General features: G+C 53.6%; 18 protein-coding genes and 1 other RNA gene. 12 read left to right on the top strand and 7 right to left on the bottom strand.

Annotated features, from left to right (window positions below; all coding sequences use genetic code 11):
* Positions 1-7: 7 nt before the first annotated feature.
* The 10 genes from ACFSSA_RS14790 to ACFSSA_RS14835 all read left to right on the top strand — a co-directional run bounded on the left by ACFSSA_RS14790 (position 8) and on the right by ACFSSA_RS14835 (position 7790).
* Positions 8-730 (top strand): MotA/TolQ/ExbB proton channel family protein, encoded by a 723-nt coding sequence (locus ACFSSA_RS14790; RefSeq protein WP_386821371.1) that lies wholly within the window; start codon positions 8-10, stop codon positions 728-730.
* Positions 727-1182 (top strand): hypothetical protein, encoded by a 456-nt coding sequence (locus ACFSSA_RS14795; RefSeq protein WP_386821372.1) that lies wholly within the window; start codon positions 727-729, stop codon positions 1180-1182. The genes ACFSSA_RS14790 and ACFSSA_RS14795 overlap by 4 nt, the downstream gene beginning before the upstream one ends.
* Entirely contained in the window at positions 1179-1946 is a 768-nt protein-coding gene (locus ACFSSA_RS14800; RefSeq protein ID WP_386821374.1) for a hypothetical protein, read from the top strand. Before ACFSSA_RS14795 ends, ACFSSA_RS14800 begins: the two co-directional genes overlap by 4 nt.
* On the top strand, positions 1927-2166 hold the full coding sequence (locus ACFSSA_RS14805; RefSeq protein WP_386821375.1) for a hypothetical protein: 240 nt from the start codon (positions 1927-1929) through the stop codon (positions 2164-2166). The genes ACFSSA_RS14800 and ACFSSA_RS14805 overlap by 20 nt, the downstream gene beginning before the upstream one ends.
* Before the next feature lie 200 nt (positions 2167-2366).
* Positions 2367-3176 carry a hypothetical protein gene (locus tag ACFSSA_RS14810; RefSeq protein ID WP_386821377.1) on the top strand — a complete coding sequence of 270 codons (810 nt, stop codon included), beginning with the start codon at positions 2367-2369 and terminating at the stop codon, positions 3174-3176.
* Positions 3177-3209: 33 nt separating this feature from the next.
* Positions 3210-3920 (top strand): response regulator transcription factor, encoded by a 711-nt coding sequence (locus ACFSSA_RS14815; protein ID WP_386821378.1) that lies wholly within the window; start codon positions 3210-3212, stop codon positions 3918-3920.
* The gene (locus ACFSSA_RS14820) at positions 3917-5131 is read left to right on the top strand and encodes a sensor histidine kinase (RefSeq protein ID WP_386821380.1); all 1215 of its coding nucleotides are present in this window, start codon (positions 3917-3919) and stop codon (positions 5129-5131) included. The genes ACFSSA_RS14815 and ACFSSA_RS14820 overlap by 4 nt, the downstream gene beginning before the upstream one ends.
* A gap of 9 nt (positions 5132-5140) precedes the next feature.
* Positions 5141-5749 (top strand): nicotinate (nicotinamide) nucleotide adenylyltransferase, encoded by a 609-nt coding sequence (nadD, locus tag ACFSSA_RS14825; RefSeq protein WP_386821382.1) that lies wholly within the window; start codon positions 5141-5143, stop codon positions 5747-5749.
* Positions 5750-5845: 96 nt separating this feature from the next.
* A complete protein-coding gene (gene nuoF / locus ACFSSA_RS14830; RefSeq protein WP_386821383.1) occupies positions 5846-7243 on the top strand; it encodes an NADH-quinone oxidoreductase subunit NuoF in 1398 nt (465 codons plus the stop codon).
* A gap of 70 nt (positions 7244-7313) precedes the next feature.
* On the top strand, positions 7314-7790 hold the full coding sequence (locus ACFSSA_RS14835; protein WP_386821384.1) for a vgr related protein: 477 nt from the start codon (positions 7314-7316) through the stop codon (positions 7788-7790).
* Between the two features lie 25 nt (positions 7791-7815).
* Here the strand turns inward: ACFSSA_RS14835 and ACFSSA_RS14840 are convergent, their stop codons facing one another.
* The 7 genes from ACFSSA_RS14840 to ACFSSA_RS14870 all read right to left on the bottom strand — a co-directional run bounded on the left by ACFSSA_RS14840 (position 7816) and on the right by ACFSSA_RS14870 (position 14969).
* A complete protein-coding gene (locus ACFSSA_RS14840) occupies positions 7816-7953 on the bottom strand; it encodes a hypothetical protein (RefSeq protein ID WP_386821386.1) in 138 nt (45 codons plus the stop codon).
* A gap of 6 nt (positions 7954-7959) precedes the next feature.
* On the bottom strand, positions 7960-8460 hold the full coding sequence (locus ACFSSA_RS14845; protein WP_386821387.1) for a DUF6515 family protein: 501 nt from the start codon (positions 8458-8460) through the stop codon (positions 7960-7962).
* 180 nt (positions 8461-8640) lie between these two features.
* Positions 8641-10263 (bottom strand): CTP synthase, encoded by a 1623-nt coding sequence (locus ACFSSA_RS14850; protein ID WP_386821388.1) that lies wholly within the window; start codon positions 10261-10263, stop codon positions 8641-8643.
* A gap of 21 nt (positions 10264-10284) precedes the next feature.
* Positions 10285-11052 (bottom strand): 3-deoxy-manno-octulosonate cytidylyltransferase, encoded by a 768-nt coding sequence (gene kdsB / locus ACFSSA_RS14855; protein ID WP_386821390.1) that lies wholly within the window; start codon positions 11050-11052, stop codon positions 10285-10287.
* Between the two features lie 184 nt (positions 11053-11236).
* Positions 11237-12769, bottom strand: coding sequence for a sulfatase family protein (locus tag ACFSSA_RS14860; RefSeq protein ID WP_386821391.1), 1533 nt, complete (start codon positions 12767-12769; stop codon positions 11237-11239).
* A gap of 145 nt (positions 12770-12914) precedes the next feature.
* Complete coding sequence (locus ACFSSA_RS14865; RefSeq protein WP_386821393.1) at positions 12915-13988, bottom strand: 6-phosphofructokinase; 1074 nt, start codon at positions 13986-13988, stop codon at positions 12915-12917.
* Between the two features lie 54 nt (positions 13989-14042).
* Complete coding sequence (locus tag ACFSSA_RS14870; protein WP_386821394.1) at positions 14043-14969, bottom strand: D-alanyl-D-alanine carboxypeptidase family protein; 927 nt, start codon at positions 14967-14969, stop codon at positions 14043-14045.
* A 99-nt stretch (positions 14970-15068) separates the two neighbouring features.
* Here ACFSSA_RS14870 and ACFSSA_RS14875 point away from each other — a divergent pair, with 99 nt between their 5' ends.
* The gene (locus tag ACFSSA_RS14875; protein ID WP_386821395.1) at positions 15069-15575 is read left to right on the top strand and encodes a DUF456 domain-containing protein; all 507 of its coding nucleotides are present in this window, start codon (positions 15069-15071) and stop codon (positions 15573-15575) included.
* A gap of 100 nt (positions 15576-15675) precedes the next feature.
* Positions 15676-16076: RNase P RNA component class A (rnpB, locus tag ACFSSA_RS14880), an RNA gene on the top strand.
* Positions 16077-16152: the final 76 nt, after the last annotated feature.

Below are 16152 nucleotides of genomic sequence, written 5' to 3' on the forward strand. Positions count from 1 at the left end.
GTGCAGAATGATATTGGGTTTGTGGGAGGCATCTGGACTGATTGAGAAAGGCGGACCGCTTGTATGGGCGCTTCTGGCGCTGGGCTTTTTCGGGACGGTATGCATTGTGGAAAGGTTTTTCTTTTTTCACAGAGCGAGGATTAATGTCAGTTCTCTTCTGGTGGGCCTTGGCCTGCATGTGAAAAGACGGGCTTTTGCCGAAGCTCTCCATGAGGCGGCGAGAGCCCCGGGTCCCGTGGGCAGGGTGGCGCACGCCGCGCTTTTACGCTATTATCTGGAGCGCCGGGATCTGGTTGATGTGGTGCGGGAGGCAGGCCAGATGGAGGTGCCGAAGATCGAAAAGAATATCCGTGGGATCCTGGCGGTAGCACTAATGGCTCCCTTGATCGGGATGTTGGGGACCATGTTGGGGATGATTGACGCCTTTCAACGGGTAAATGAACAGGGCGGACTTACCGGGCCGGGCGAGCTTTCCGCTGGCGTCCTCACAGCGCTGATCACCTCGGTGGTGGGGCTGACGGTTGCCGTGCCGATGTATATTTTCTACCTCTATTTCGTAGGCCGTTCAAAACGCCTGGTCAGTCGGATCGAGCGGGCTGGAATCGAGATTGTCCACATGATCGCGGATGCCCGGGAGGAAGAGGAATATGCGCCATTCCGGGGCGAGGTCCATTTCGGCAAGAAGCAGGCGAAATCCGGCAATAAGGAGCGGATTCCCGAGGAAAAATGAAGCTGGAAACCACATTGAACGAAAGGCCGGGCTTTCTGCACGCGCTGCCCCTTTTTGATCTGTTCATGCTGGTCACTTTGTTGCTTTTTATCGGGCCGATGTTCTTGAGCCAAAGCGGCGTCAGCGTTGAAGTGCCTAGCTCGCAATTCCAGATGCAGAGATACCGGGAGTCCATTGTTGTCACCCTTGGTCCCGGAGAAGTGGAGCCAAGCCTGCACGTGGGACGACAGGCGGTGAGTCTCAGAGAACTCCAGGAAAAACTTGATGCGCTGAAGACCGATGAAGTCATGTCCCGGGCCATTGTCCTGCTGAAAACCGATATCGGCACTACCGTCGGGATGGAACGGAAAGTGAGTGAAATCATTCTGAAATCCGGATTCAGATTAGCGCTCGTGGGACGCTCCGAGATTCCCACTGAGCTCCAGGATCCAGCAATATCTCCGGCGGAATGATCAAGGACGATTTGATTTTCGAATGGCGACATTCGGATAGCCATTTGGGCCGTAAATTGTTGGCGCTCGCGCTGGTCGCTGCCGTTTTCAGTATATTGGTGGGGACTATAAATGTGAAGCTGCCGCCGGTGGGTAGTGAGTCTTTGAAAACAGCATCCGTTATGCGTTTCACCGATGATGCACTTGGCCGGGCATGGCGCTTGAAAGCAGAAGAGGAGGGACCTTTTCCCGGACGATTGGATTTCAATAGTGCTGCCAGCCTCGCGGAGTGGGAAAGGGCACTGCGTCCTGCGGGGGACTCGCATTGGCTGGACTATGAAATCGAAACCGTGCCGCTGCCGAAGAATACGGAAATCGAGAATCACCGGCTCGCGGAAAAAGGTGTCCAGGTTTTTCCGAAGCGGCAGCGCAAACTCGAGGCGGCAGCCGAGCGCGTTCATGAACATCTCCGTATGCCGGTATTGATTCCCTTCAGCCAAGAGGCACTGAAATGGATGCCGGATGAATTGCCGGAATTCGCCCCGCCTCTGGAGGAAGGAGCTGTTCCGGCTTCGTGGAGATTCACGCTCTCGCTCCGCGCGAATGGGACGGTTGATCAGTGTTTTTCCCTGCTGGGTGGCAATGAACCGGGCGTTCAGGAGATGATCGACTGGCTAAAAAGCTTACATTTCAAAAGGACCGCCGGGAAGGCGGACGGGGAGCGCTGGCTCGGCCTCAGGGTGGAATTTATCAACAAGGAGAATCATGGATCTGACGCTGAATGAACTGGTAATGAGCATCGTTCTCGGCAGCCTATTGATTGTCTCGGTTTTATCGGTCGGTTCGCGCCTGCTACACTCTCGCTCGGAAGTGAAACTTGCCAGGATGCGGACAACCTGCCGCCTCTGCGGACATGTGTTTCTCAATGACTCTTCGGGGAATCTCATCCATTGTCCTTCCTGCGATGCGCTCAACCGCAAGCAACGCAATGGGAAGTTGGGTTGATGCGGGAGAAAGCCGTGCTAACTGCAGTTAGTTAAAAAAATGCGGCTTATCTGAAAATATTTCGTGCCGATACTCGATCTCGGTGGTTAATCTCAGCCAAACCCATGCAAGCAACCTTTCTTCCACCATATCATTCAGTTCTCTGTGCCCCAATAACTGCAAACCGTGAGCTTGCAGCCTGTCTAATCGCAAACGTCCCGATGATTGATCTCCTATCCGCAGAGCTCACGAGAGCGGGATTCCAAATCGTGGAAAATGCCGAGGCCGGACCACGGACACTGCGAATCCCGATCGATACATGGATTGAGCTTGGAGCATTGCTCATGCTCGGCAGAAACGAGAAATCCGCCCGTCTATGTGATTCCGATGGAGTTGTGCTCGCCTGGAAAGGCGAAGAGAGCCCCGGGGATTGCGAAGAAGAAATCCGGACGGAAGCGGGCTGTTTCCCAATCGTGTATCCGTGGGATCTGCTACGCATGAACGAGGAGGTCGTTGCACTGATGGATGAAAGCTCGATTGTGGGAGAAGTCAGCCCGCTGGCGACCATTTCCGGCTCGGTGCGGTTGGGACAGGGATCTCGTATTCTCCCAGGCTCGGTCGTGGAAGGTCCTGTCGTTATCGGCCCGAATACCCAGATTGGGCCGAATGCGCTCATTCGTGGTGCGACGAGTATCGGAGCCAATTGCTACATCGGCCACGGGGCGGAGGTGAAAAACTCGATCATCTACCCGAATACCTATATTTCACGTCACTGTTACATCGGGGATTCTATAATCGGCTCCCACGTGACCCTGGGCTCCGGCACGCGCACCGAGAATCATCGCCATGACGGCAGAAACCATGTTTCCATGGTCCGTGGAAATGAGGTGAACACAGAGCGGACAAAGGTCGGAACCTTCATCGGCGATGGTGTCCGCACCGGGGTGAATACTTCCATTGAAGCTGCGGTGAAGATTGGTGTCGGGCGTATGACCAAGCCAGGGGCGGTCATCGACAAAGATCTAATGTGACCAAACTGTCACAATCCATCCATTCCCGATCTCATGAGCCAAGAGCTACACCATGCAGCGATGCAAAGAGTTTTGATTGTTGAGGATGAGGTGGATATCGCGGATCTGATCATGTTTAACCTACAGCGGGCAGGTTACGAAGTGCTCAAGGCGCATGACGGCATCGCAGGGACGGAAATAGCGATCCGCGAGCGCCCGGATCTGATGGTGCTCGATCTGATGCTACCGGGCCGTGATGGCTACTCGGTATTCCGTGAAGTCCGCAGGGATGCACGGACCGCGCATATTCCGGTAATTATGCTCACTGCCAGAGCGCAGACAGAAGATCGCATACAAGGTCTCGAGGCTGGTGCTGATGATTACCTTACCAAACCGTTCAGCCCCAAGGAATTGGTTCTCAGGGTGAACGCTATTCTGAAGCGTGCAGACGCACCTCCCGGTGCGGTGGAATACGAGTTTGGTCCATTTCGCTTCGATAAGAATTCAGTGAAGTTCTATCTTGAGAACGAGCCTCTCGATCTCACTTCCACCGAGTTTAAACTCCTCCTCTTCCTTTGTGAGCGATCGGGAAAACCTCAGGATCGCAATGATCTCCACCGCACGGTTTGGGGTTATAGTGACGAGGTGCATAGCCGCACGCTTGATACGCATATGAAACGCCTTCGGCAGAAGCTTGGCGCACACGGCGCCATCATTGAGACAGTCAGGGGCGTGGGCTATCAGGTGGCCAGTCTGGTTTCATGATGAGTCCGTTAACTATTTTTCTGATCGCCGCTGTTCTCGGAGTCCTATTGATCCAGATCTACAGGCTGAAGCGATCCCGTAAAGAATACGAATCCCAGGTGAAAGCCTGGAAACTACGCTTAGAACTTGATCTCAAACAAGCCAGAGACGAACGCAACCGCCTACTTGATGCACTCGGGGACGCATTTCTCATCGTGGATGGGGATGCAAACATCCGCTTTGCAAATGCGGCGGCGCAAAACCTTTTCCGCGGCCGGGTTCTCACTGGCAGACCTGTATCGGAAGCATTTCTCGATCCGCGTCTTGCCGATGCCCTTATCCAGTGTCTGGAAACAGGAGAGCCAGTGCAATCGCGCGTGGTTCTTCCCCAACAGACTTCTCCTCTCGGTGATTTGGAAACCCGTGGCACAAATGCATGGATTATTGATGCGGCGCAGCTGTCCGATACTCCCAATGGCAACCCGAACACCCGCGTTGTGATCAGAGACGTCACATCCGAGTATCAGCTCGATCAGATTCGCAAAGATTTTGTGGCAAACGCTTCCCACGAGCTGCGCACACCTTTGGCCATCATCAATGGATATCTGGAAAATCTACTCGATGACGGGATGATCGATGAGCCGGAAATGGCTCGCCGTTTCCTTTCGGTCATGAAAAAACATACGGAGAGGATTTCACGGATCGTCGAAGATATGTTGGTAATTTCCCGGCTGGAATCCGGTGAAGCCTCGGCCATCAAAATTGAGCCATTCAAGCTCCGATCATGTATCAAAGATGTGCTGGAGCGTTTGGAATCTGTGATTCAGAACCAAAAAGCATCGGTTAGCGTCCTCCTCAATGATGATGCAATCACTCTTTACGGCGATCGATTCTATTGGACACAGGTTTTGTTCAATCTTGTTGAAAATGCGTTGAAACAAAATCCTTACAAGGATCTGAAAATTGAGATCGGCTCCGAGGAAACCGGGAGCTGCTTCCGGATTTGGGTCAGCGACAATGGGGTGGGCATTCCTAGCGCGGATCTGCCGCATATTTTCCGTAGATTCTATCGCGTGGAAAAACATCATTCCCAGATGGAAATCAAGGGCACTGGCCTGGGGCTTTCCATCGTGAAGCGCGCGATCGAGGCTCATGAGGGGACAATCACCGTGACGTCCACTCCAGGGCGTGAAACGAAATTTTTAATGACCATTCCAAAAAACCAAGCCTAGGCTGGCGACATGGACAACGTCTGTTACGCAGCCCGTTTCGGGCAATATGAACGGCGCAAAATTGGTGTCTTCGGAGGTTCGTTCGATCCGGTGCACGAGGGTCACATCCATCTGGCTACCCTCGCAAAGGAGGCTGTGGAACTGGACGAGGTTTGGTTTCTACCGTGTGGCGTCTCCCCGCATAAGATGGAAACTCCACCCAGTGATGGAGCCCTGCGGGCGCATTGGCTGCGCATTGCGATTGCGGGGCTGCCTTGGGCAAAGGTAAGCGATATCGAGTTAACCGCTGAAGGCCCATCCTATTCATATCTTACGCTCCGGAGGCTTTCAGAAAAATATCCGGCCAACGACTGGTATTGGATTATGGGCGGGGACCAATGGACAGCCCTGCCAAGGTGGAAAAACTCCGAAACGATCGCAAAATTAGCAAGTTTCATCGTCCTGGCACGGGACGGCGTTGCGATCGATCCCCGGCCCGGATACCGGTTGCATACTGTGACAGGGGAGCATCCCGCCTCCGCCACAGCCATCCGCGCGGCATTGGCTGCCGGTGAGAAAGATATTCCTTACCTCGACAAAGATGTCGCCAGTGCAATCCGGTCAAAAACTTCCTACTGATGTAGACTGGGATTGCCCCTTGTGAAAAAATTCACAAAGATAGAAAATCCGATTGGCCATCGCCTTTGATTTCTCCATATTCCCCGCGTCGCACACATGATCTCCTATACCAAACAACCTCACGAGCGCGAATACCGGCTCATTTTCAAGAATATCGACCGTGAAGGTTGGGACCCTTCCATCGACACCTACATGTCCGATGGTGGCTATGATGATCTCAAAAAAGCCTTCACAATGGCTCCGAAGGACATCACGGAAGAAGTCAAGAAATCCGGTCTGCGGGGCCGTGGTGGCGCTGGTTTCCCGACTGGGATGAAGTGGACGTTCATCCCGCCGAACAATACAAAGCCGATCTACCTGATCTGCAATGGAGACGAGTCCGAGCCGGGCACCTTCAAGGACCGGTATATCGTCCACCAGGATCCCCACCAGCTGATCGAGGGGATGATCATTTCCTGTTTTGCCGTTGGTGCGCATACAGCATATATCTATCTCCGCGAGGAGTTTCCACAGGCTGCATTGATTGTGGAAAACGCGATCGAAGAGGCCCGTGCCAAAGGCTTCATCGGTAAAAATATTTTTGGTTCCGGGTTCGACCTAGAAATTTTCGTCCATCGCGGTGCCGGTGCCTACATCTGCGGTGAGGAAACCGGCCTGATCGAATCGTTGGAAGGAAAGCGGCCCTATCCACGCATCAAGCCTCCATACTTTCCAGCGGCACTCGGGCTCTATATGTGTCCGACGATCGTGAACAATGTCGAGTCACTCTGTCATGTAAAACACATCGTCCGCATGGGTGGCGATGAGTATGCGAAGCTTGGCGTGGCACGCAATACCGGAACCCGTATTCTCTGTGTATCCGGAGATGTAAAGAAACCCGGCTACTTCGAGGTTGAAGTGGGCAAGGTCACAATGCGGGAACTGCTATATGATATGTGTGGAGGTCCGAAGGACGGGCGCGAAATCAAGGCTGTGATCCCGGGAGGCTCCTCATCCAAAATTCTCAAGGCAAATGAGGTCTTCAAACTTCGCAACCCGGATGGCTCTGAACGGGAATTGAATTTCTGGGATATTCCGATGGACTTTGATTCTCTTGCCGCCTGCGGCTCAATGGCGGGTTCCGGCGGTGTGATTGTCCTTGATGATACCCGGAAAATGTCCTGGGTGTTGAACAATCTGAATGCCTTCTATGCCCATGAATCATGTGGCCAATGCACTCCTTGTCGGGAGGGTTCCACGTGGATGCGGAAGATTTCCGATCGCTTGGTGGCAGGTAAAGCCACCCCTGAGGATATCGAGACGCTTGAGAGTGTTGCCTATCAAATCGACGGCCGCACGATTTGTGCTTTCGGAGAAGCTTCTTCATGGCCGGTGGAAGCTATTATCGCAAAGTTTCGGGACGAATTGCTTGCTGATACCCACGAGAATATCCCCACGGCAATCACTAATCCGGAAGCTGCCGAGCAACAGAAGTTCCTATTGGCCCACAAATAATAGTAGCGTAAAAGCTCATCACTTCCCCGGACTGGCATTGAATACTCTGTTTGTCCGGGTTTTTTGTGCTATGAAACATTGGAAATCGCGCCCGCTAACAGCCGGAGAAATTCACATAGGGCAGGAAATCTTTTCCGATAAAATTGATTGGCGGCAAATTCGCATCCTGCGTGAAAAAGCGGTGTTTTTTCAATCTCCTGAGGTGACCATGGCTCCAGATGGCAATATTTGGTTCCATCCCGAAGGACGTCTGGCGAGAAGCGAAGATATTGATGACTTTTCGAAGTCCAACCTACGGATCCGTGCCCACCTAATTCATGAACTGACCCATGTCTACCAGTTTCAACACGGCATTAACTTGGTTCTGGAAAAAGTTCTGTTGTTTTTCAAACACGGGCCGCTGGGAGGATACAATTATACCCGGACGGCAGATGAGAAATTCTCCAGCTACAACATCGAACAACAGGCCTGTATATTGGCCGATCACTATACCTTTTGTGAGGAGAACGGCCTATCAATGGAAATCGAGATGTCTTTGGGCGAGTAAGACATCTCGATTTCGGTTTGAAAAGTTAGATGATCCCGAAAAGCAGCAAACCTATCGGAATGACGAAGCCCATCGATAAGCTCAGTCCAAGTGGAACGAAGCCCCAGTGGCGTTTGTCTCCGCAGCTTTCAGCCAGGTTGTAGAAGAGTGTTGGGAGTTGCATGAGATTTTAGAACGGACGGTTGACTGAGATATAACCATTGCCCTCGCGGCGGTAATATTGATCGTTGTGATGGTAATACTGTGTTCCACCATGATTGGTTACCCGGTAGCCGTTGGGCAGGGTGGTGATCACCCGAGTGCCGGTTCGATGGTCTCGATCTCTGTGATCGTCTCTGCGGTCGTAGCGCCTGTCGTCCCTGCGATCGTCGTGTCGATCCCGGTTCCGGTAATTCCGGTAGTCATCATAGTAACGGCTTCGGCTCGGGGCATCGACAACAACGTAGCCTCCGGATTGCGGGCGGTAATAGTGACCGTTGTGGTAGTAATAAGTGCGACCCGAAACAATTTCCGTGCGGTATCCGTGGGGCAGCGAGTTGATCCGATGCCCATTGGTATAGGTGACATGGCTGCTACCATAAGTATCATAAGGGGCGACACAGGAGCTGAGAGTAAGACCTGCGATCAGGCCGCCGGCAAGGAGTAGGGAGGAGTAAGTTTTTTTCATCATGGTTTCAAGTTCTCCCGTTTCATTCGCAGTCCTTTTGCCAATCCAGTATTTTTCCGGAAATCCTTTATTCCATAAGCATTGAACGGGTTCCCATAGACCTACTTTTTAAGAAAAAAACAAAAAAACGCACGGCGAACCGTGCGTTTTGTAGACTGAAATCGTATGCTGCATTTCAGAGCATTAGCATTCGTTGGCTTCCGCTCTCTGCCGGGCGGCTGCCACAAATCCGGAAAACAATGGATGCGGATGATTTGGCTTTGAGAGAAACTCCGGATGGAATTGGGCACCAACGTAAAATGGGTGTTCAGGAAGTTCCACGATCTCCACAAGTCCCTCACTTGCCGAAACCGAGGAAATGACGAGCCCGCCTTCCTGGAGCCTGTCCTGATAGTCGGAATTCACCTCATATCTGTGACGATGCCGCTCGTTGATACGATCCACGTTTCCATAGAGGTCGGCAGCTCTTGTGCCGGCAAATAGAATGGACTCGGAGGATCCCAGACGCATGGTCGCGCCAAGATCCTGGACGCCTTTCTGCTCTTCCTGCAGACAGATCACAGGATGCTCGCACTCTTTGTCAAACTCGGTGGAATTTGCTCCTTCAAGCCCGCATTTATTCCGCGCGTATTCAATGGTAGCGATCTGCATGCCGAGACAGATTCCGAAATACGGGATATTGTTTTCGCGTGCGTATTGTGCAGCGAGAATTTTGCCTTCCACGCCGCGGTCACCGAATCCGCCTGGAACCAGAATCCCATCGACATCTCCAATGACGGCTTTCGCTCCATGGTCTTCGATCGCTTCCGCTTCAACGCGGACGATTTGAACTTTGGTATCGTGGTGGGCTCCCGCATGAATCAGTGACTCATAAATCGACTTATAGGCATCCTGGAGCTCGATGTATTTTCCAGCTACCGCGATGGTAACCTTGTGTCTGGGATGGATCACGCGTTGGACGAAATATTCCCATTCTTCCAAGTCCGGAGAAGGGGTGTGGCCGAGACCAATCTTATCAACCACCAGACGATCGATCTTATCGCGCCGTAGATCCAGCGGGCATTCATAGATGGTATGCGCAACATCCCGGAAAGCGACCACGTTCTTCTTCTCCACGTTGCAGAACATCGCGATTTTCCGCCGGTTATCCTCATCGAGATCCGTTTCCGTGCGGCAGATAACGATGTCTGGCTGGATTCCAAGTTCACGCAGTTTTGCCACGGATTGTTGGGTTGGCTTGGTTTTTGCCTCGCCTGCGGCTTTGATGTAAGGAAGGAGTGTGACATGGATGAAGCAGACATTTTCCTTGCCGACTTCCAGGGCGAACTGACGCAGCGCCTCGATGAAAAGCAACCCTTCCATATCGCCCACGGTTCCACCGATCTCGGTGATGAGGACATCCACTTGAGGATTGTCTTTGGTCACCTTGTGCATGCGCTCCTTGATCTCGTCTGTCACGTGGGGGATAAACTGCACGGTTTTCCCGAGATATTCTCCCCGCCGCTCTTTTTTGATCACCGCATCAAAGACCTGACCCGAAGTCAGGTTGTTCATCTGGGATAACACGCCGGATGTGAAGCGCTCGTAGTGGCCTAAGTCGAGATCGGTTTCCGCGCCATCGTCCAGGACGTATACCTCACCGTGCTGGTAAGGCGACATCGTTCCCGGATCGACATTGAGATACGGATCGAATTTCTGCATCAGAGTCTTGAGACCGCGTGCCTCAAGAAGTGTTCCGATTGAAGCGGCGGCGAGCCCTTTTCCCAATGAGGAAACAACGCCGCCCGTGACGAAAATGTATTTCATAGTAGCGATAATTTTTAACGATTAAACTTGGTTGGAAGATGACGAAAGAATGCGCTCGATCTCCCGGGCCTGTTCCGGGGTATCGACACCGGGGGAGGTGTCCTCCGTGTGGAGCACCCGGATACTGGCTCCGTTTTCCAGGGCTCTGAGCTGCTCAAGAGATTCGGCTTTTTCCAATGGGGATGGCTCCCAGGTAACGAAAGTCTCCAGAAAATCCCTGCGATATCCGTAAATCCCCTTGTGGCGGAGGACCGGAAGCCCTTCTACGGGATTTCTGAAAAATGGAAGCGGAGAACGGGAGAAATATAGGGCGTGTCCGTTTTTTTTGAGGACGACCTTTACCACATTTGGATCAGCTACGGCTGTGTCACCGGGATCCAGCGGATTTGCAGCGGTGACCATGTGCAGCGAGGGGTCATCCAGAAGTGCCCGGGCCAGCTCATTGATAAGTGTGGGATCAATCAACGGCTCATCACCCTGGATATTGAGAATATGGGTGGCGTGGGGCAGATGTTTTGCCGCTTCCGCTAGGCGGTCGGTGCCCGTCGGGTGCTCAGGAGAGGTCATCACAGCCTTTCCACCAAATGCTTCCACAGCGTGGAAAATACGCTCGTCATCTGTGGCGACAACCACCTCCGAAAGCATATCAGCCGATAGGCAGCGCTCCCAAACATGTTGTATCAGAGGTTTCCCGGCGATCAAATGAAGCGGCTTTCCCGGAAACCTTGTAGAGCCCCAACGAGCTGGAAGGATGCCGATAATATGATCTGAAGAAACTGTTTTGGACACGCAATGGAATAGGTTGCGCGAACCTATGGGAGCGCGAGGGGTGACGGCAAGGAAACTCTAAATTTAAATCAGAATCCTGGTTGAGGCATGGATTTCCTCTGAAAATACACCAATTTTCCGTCTACAAAAAAAGGAGCGCTTTGCATAAAACGCTCCTTTGAAGTGATGTGGAATGCCCGGTCTTTTATGGACGGGTGCGCTCCGCCGCTAGAATTTCGTCGAGCTTGCTGACCAGCTCCTTGAGCTTCGCCGGATTCTCCTCGCTCAGATCGTTCTCTTCTGCCGGATCTTCCGAGAGCTTGTAGATGGTATGAACCTTATCAAGACCCGGAGCAGGCCGGTCGTGTTTCAGCTCGCTTGTCGGCTCTTTATGGAAAGAGCGCACAAGTTTCCAATCGCCGGAACGCAGGCCGAATTCGCCCTTGAGTCCTTTATTGCCGTTTTCCTGTTGGAGAAGATGTTCGCGGCCTTGTGCATTCTCTTCGCCTAGCAGCGCAGGAAGAACATTGAAGCTATCGCGGCACTGATCATCCGGGATTGATGAACCCGTCATTGCTGCGAAGGATGCTGCGAAATCGATCGTGCAAACGATATTCTCTGAAGTGCCAGCCGGGATTTTTCCCTTCCAGCGTGTGATAAACGGTGTGCGTGTCCCGCCTTCGAATACGGTGTATTTGCCCCCGGTGAATGGGCCCGCAGGATGATGGTCTCCTAGCTGCGAGATGGCACCGTCCGCATATCCGTCATCCAGGACCGGTCCGTTGTCCGAGCAGAAAACCACAAGGGTGTTCTCATCGAGATCGAGCCTTTCCAAAGTTTTCATCAGCTCTCCCACACACCAGTCGAGCTGGAGAATGGAATCCCCGCGGAAGCCCAGGCCACTTTTTCCGTGAAACCTTTCGTGGGGCATCCGGGGCACATGGACATCGTGCGAGGCGAAGAAGAGGAAGAAGGGTTTGTCCTTGTTTTCCTCGATGAAGAGATTGGAGCGCTCGATCCACTTGTCCGCGAGATCCTCGTCGCGGAAGCGGGCCGCGTTTCCTCCGGAGTAGAATCCAATGCGCGAAATCCCGTTATGGATGGTGTTGTTGTGACCGTGGGTCCAATCCATCTTCAGCTCGGAACGGTTGTCGATCCCGTTCGGATCATTTGGTGAAAGCGGTTTGTTGGAAACATAGAGCGGATCGGCAGGGTCAAGATTCGGGATTCTGTGATCCTCCACGTAGACCTGCGGGACACGGTCGTTTGTGGTGGGAAGAAGGAAGCAATGATCGAAACCAATTTCCAGCGGGCCCGGCTTGAGGTCTCCGTTCCAGTCCGGCTTTTCGTCACCGAGTCCCAGGTGCCACTTGCCAATAACGGCGGTCTTGTAACCGGCATCCTGCATCAGCGAGGGGAGCGTTGTCGTCCCGGGGCGGATGATGGCCGGGCCATTCGGGGGAGCGATACCCGTTCCCGGCGTGCGGAAGGCGTAAGTCCCTGTAAGCATCGAATAGCGTGTCGGCGTGCATGTGGAGGCAGAGCAATAACCACTGGTAAAGCGCTGTCCTTCGGAGGCTAGTTTATCAATGTTCGGAGTTTTTATGGCCGTGGCGCCATAGCAGGAGACATCGCCGTAGCCGAGATCGTCCGCCATGATAACGATGATATTAGGTTTCTCCACCGCTTGGCTGACGGCAGTTGTGAGAAGGAAAAGTGTCGATAACAGGGGTTTCATGAATTTTTAGGATAGGGAGGTAGATTTTTTTAGGAAATTATAAAGAGGGAAAATCCCCGGACGTTGGGTGAGGGGAATTTACGCGGGCGGCTGCGCGGATATTTCACCGCGGTTTTGAATTACAAAGTGCGAAAATTCCGCGGAATCAGTCTCCCAGGCAAATCCCGACCGCCTTTGCCGCTTGGACCACCTCGCCGTCCGGCTCGACAAGACGCAGCTTGTTGACAGCTTCTTCGATAGGCACGGAGTCAACATGGTAAGCCTCGTAGGAGACCATGCGCCCGAAAGATCCTTCCTCGGCGAGTTTCACAGCCATCACACCGAAGCGCATGCCTAGAATGCGGTCGAACGAGGTTGGTGCTCCGCCACGTTGGAGGTGGCCGAGGGTTGTGGAGCGGGTTTCCTTGCCCGTCAGCGCCTGGAGTTTTGAAGCGACTTGTTCGCCGATGCCACCGAGGCGGATCTCCCCACTGCAATTCGAATCCAGAGCCACTTGCTCGCCATCCGGCATGTGTGCACCCTCGGCGACGACCACCAGGGTCGAGTGGTGGCCCTGTGCGTCCCGTTGTTTGATGAACGCCGCTACCTTTTCCAAGGTGAAAGGGATTTCAGGAAGCAGGATCACATTCGCCCCGCCCGCCATTCCTCCCCATAGTGCGATCCACCCCGCATGGCGTCCCATAACTTCCAGAACCATCACGCGTTTGTGGGATTCGGCAGTGGTATTGAGTCTATCAAGGCCGTCCACCACAGTCGTGACAGCACTGTCGAAGCCGAAGGTCATTGCCGTGGCTGACAAATCGTTATCAATGGTTTTCGGCACTCCGATGATTGGCCAGCCGGCTTTGAAAAGCTGCAGTCCGGTGGTAAGCGAGCCATCTCCGCCCACGATGACCAGTGCGCTGATCTCCATCTGGTCAATGGTGCGTTTCGCTTTATCCACGATTTCCCTGGGGACTTCCGCCACATCTCCGGCACCAATTTTTGCCGCGAAATGGCCTTTGTTCGTGCTTCCGAGGATCGTTCCCCCAAGCTTGAGAATCCCGATGGTATCCTCTGGTTTCAAGACCCGGAAGTCACCCGGAGGCAACAATCCTTCGAAACCGTCTTTGAACCCGATGACCTCCCAGCCAAGTTGATGTGCCGCTCCGACCACCCCGTGGATGACCGCGTTTAGGCCGGGGCAATCCCCGCCGCTGTTGAGTATTCCGATTCGCATGCTAATAGAGTGTTTGGTTAGGATAGGTGGATGAACCGGTGGCCCGGCTTCGGTTTATTTCACGGGAGGAATGGTGAGAATCTCACGCTTCGGGTCTTTTACCGGAGCACCGGCCGCTAGCCAGGAATCGTAGAATGCCCAGCCGGAACGAAGGTATCTGCGGGAGTTTCCGTATCGGTCCGGACTATTGAGGACGACGACGATGAGGCGTCTGGGAGTGACTCCCTTGGAGCCGTCCGGTTTGGTGCGCACCACCGGATCCCGGTCCATACAGATGGCCAGGCATGCACCCGCCGCATTGGTGGTGCCGGTCTTGACACCGAGTATGCCTTCTTCTCCGATCATTTCGTTGGAGTTTTTCAATGTGTAGCTGCGTCCGCTGACATTGATCTGGCGGCTTTCCTGCCTGACGATGAAATTGATCGCATTCCGGCGCATTGCCTGGATGGCGAAGCGTGCCATATCCGCAGCGGTGGAGTAGCCCGGTTTCGGGCCGTTTTCGAGCCCGTGAACGTTCACGAAAAGTGTGTTCTTCGCATAAATGGCTTTCGAGAGCTTATTCATCTCTGCGACGAACGCCATTACCGGATCCCCGCCGCGGCCGCGGACAGAAAGGATATGGGTGCCGACGTGGTGGGCGATCGTCAGCGCCGCGACATTGTCGGAGCTAAGCATGGCCGCATAAAGCGCGTCTCGGATGGTCATGGTATCGCCCGGTCTCAGGCCTACGGAACTCGCACCCAGCTGTGCGGCAATCGCAGGCACCTGGACCATCTGCTTTGAAATATCGGTATTCGTGGCTGTCGCCCAATCCACTGCAACGATTGCCGTGGCCATCTTTGTGAGAGAGGCCACCGGGCGTTTCGTGCTTGCTCCGGAAGCGGAGAGAACTTTTCCGGAATAAGCCTCCACGACCATGTGGGTTTCCTGGGCAAAAAGACCGGTCGCCATGGCCAGAAAAAGAACAATGAACTTACGCATGCACGAGAGACTAGAAAGGGTGGCGGGGTATTCAAGTATTCATCATGAGAAGCGGCGTTTTTCGGTTTGATGTTTCATGTGACGGGCTAGATTGCCGCTATGATGGATTTTATTCAGGACAGCGGGATATGGATTGTTACAGGATCCCTGCTGCTGCTTGGTCTTGTTGGATGTGTGTTGCCGATACTTCCGGGTCACCTGATAATCCTCGCAGGAGCCATCGGCTACCGCCTGATGGCGGGCGCGGAAGCTGGAATTCTATGGTGGGGATGGGCGATCCTTATCGGCCTGATGGCTGTCTCCCAGATTTTTGAAATCATGAGCGGGTCGCTAGGCTCGAAATGGTTTGGAGGGACCAAGTGGGGTGCCATCGGGGCGCTGATCGGCAGCATCGTCGGATTGTTTTTCATGCCATTCGGCCTTTTGATCGGCCCGCTGGTCGGTGCGTTTGGTTTCGAAATGGCCTTTGCAAAGCAGAAAAGCCGTCCGGCGGTGGTTTCCGGGGTGGGAAGTGTGGTAGGCACTTTAGCGGGTATGGGATTCAAAATCGCCGTGGGCGTTCTGATGATCGCCTGGTTCTTTATCGATGTCTTCCTGATCGGGTAGTTAGTCGGCAATTGCCGGTTCTGTCGGGAAAACACCGGAAATCCGCAGCCAAGGGCGGTTTTGTCTTCCTGCCATGCGGATTTTACGATCTTACTGCTGTGCCGTCTCCCGGGCGGTCGCAACAAGGGCCTCACGGCCACTTGTTGAGGAAAGTCCGGACACCAAAGGGCAACCTGCCTTGTGAAAGCAAGGAACGGGGATCGCAAGGTCTCCGGATGGATAGTGCAGCAGAAAAAATACCGCCGATGGCTCGCGAGAGCACAGGTAAGGTTGAAATGGTGGGGTAAGAGCCCACCGCGCCGAGGGTAACCGGAGCGGCATTGAAAACCCCAGGTGGTGCAAGACATAACAGGGAAAGGGCTGCCCGTCCGTTCATTCCCGGGTATTAGTCGCACTCCGCGCGAGCGGAGCGCCCGGCGCAAGCCGGGTTGAGAGAAATGACCGTCCAGCTCCGGGTAATTCCGGGGTGGACAGAATCCGGCTTACAGGGAGGCGGCACTCCTTTTTTCCAGAAAATACGGAATCAACGGAAGCCACATTTTTAAAGGTTTTTTGGCTTTTCCTCGGTGGATGGATT

Origin of the sequence: Luteolibacter algae, from assembly GCF_042683045.1 — a bacterium.
Lineage (GTDB): Bacteria > Verrucomicrobiota > Verrucomicrobiia > Verrucomicrobiales > Akkermansiaceae > Luteolibacter > Luteolibacter algae.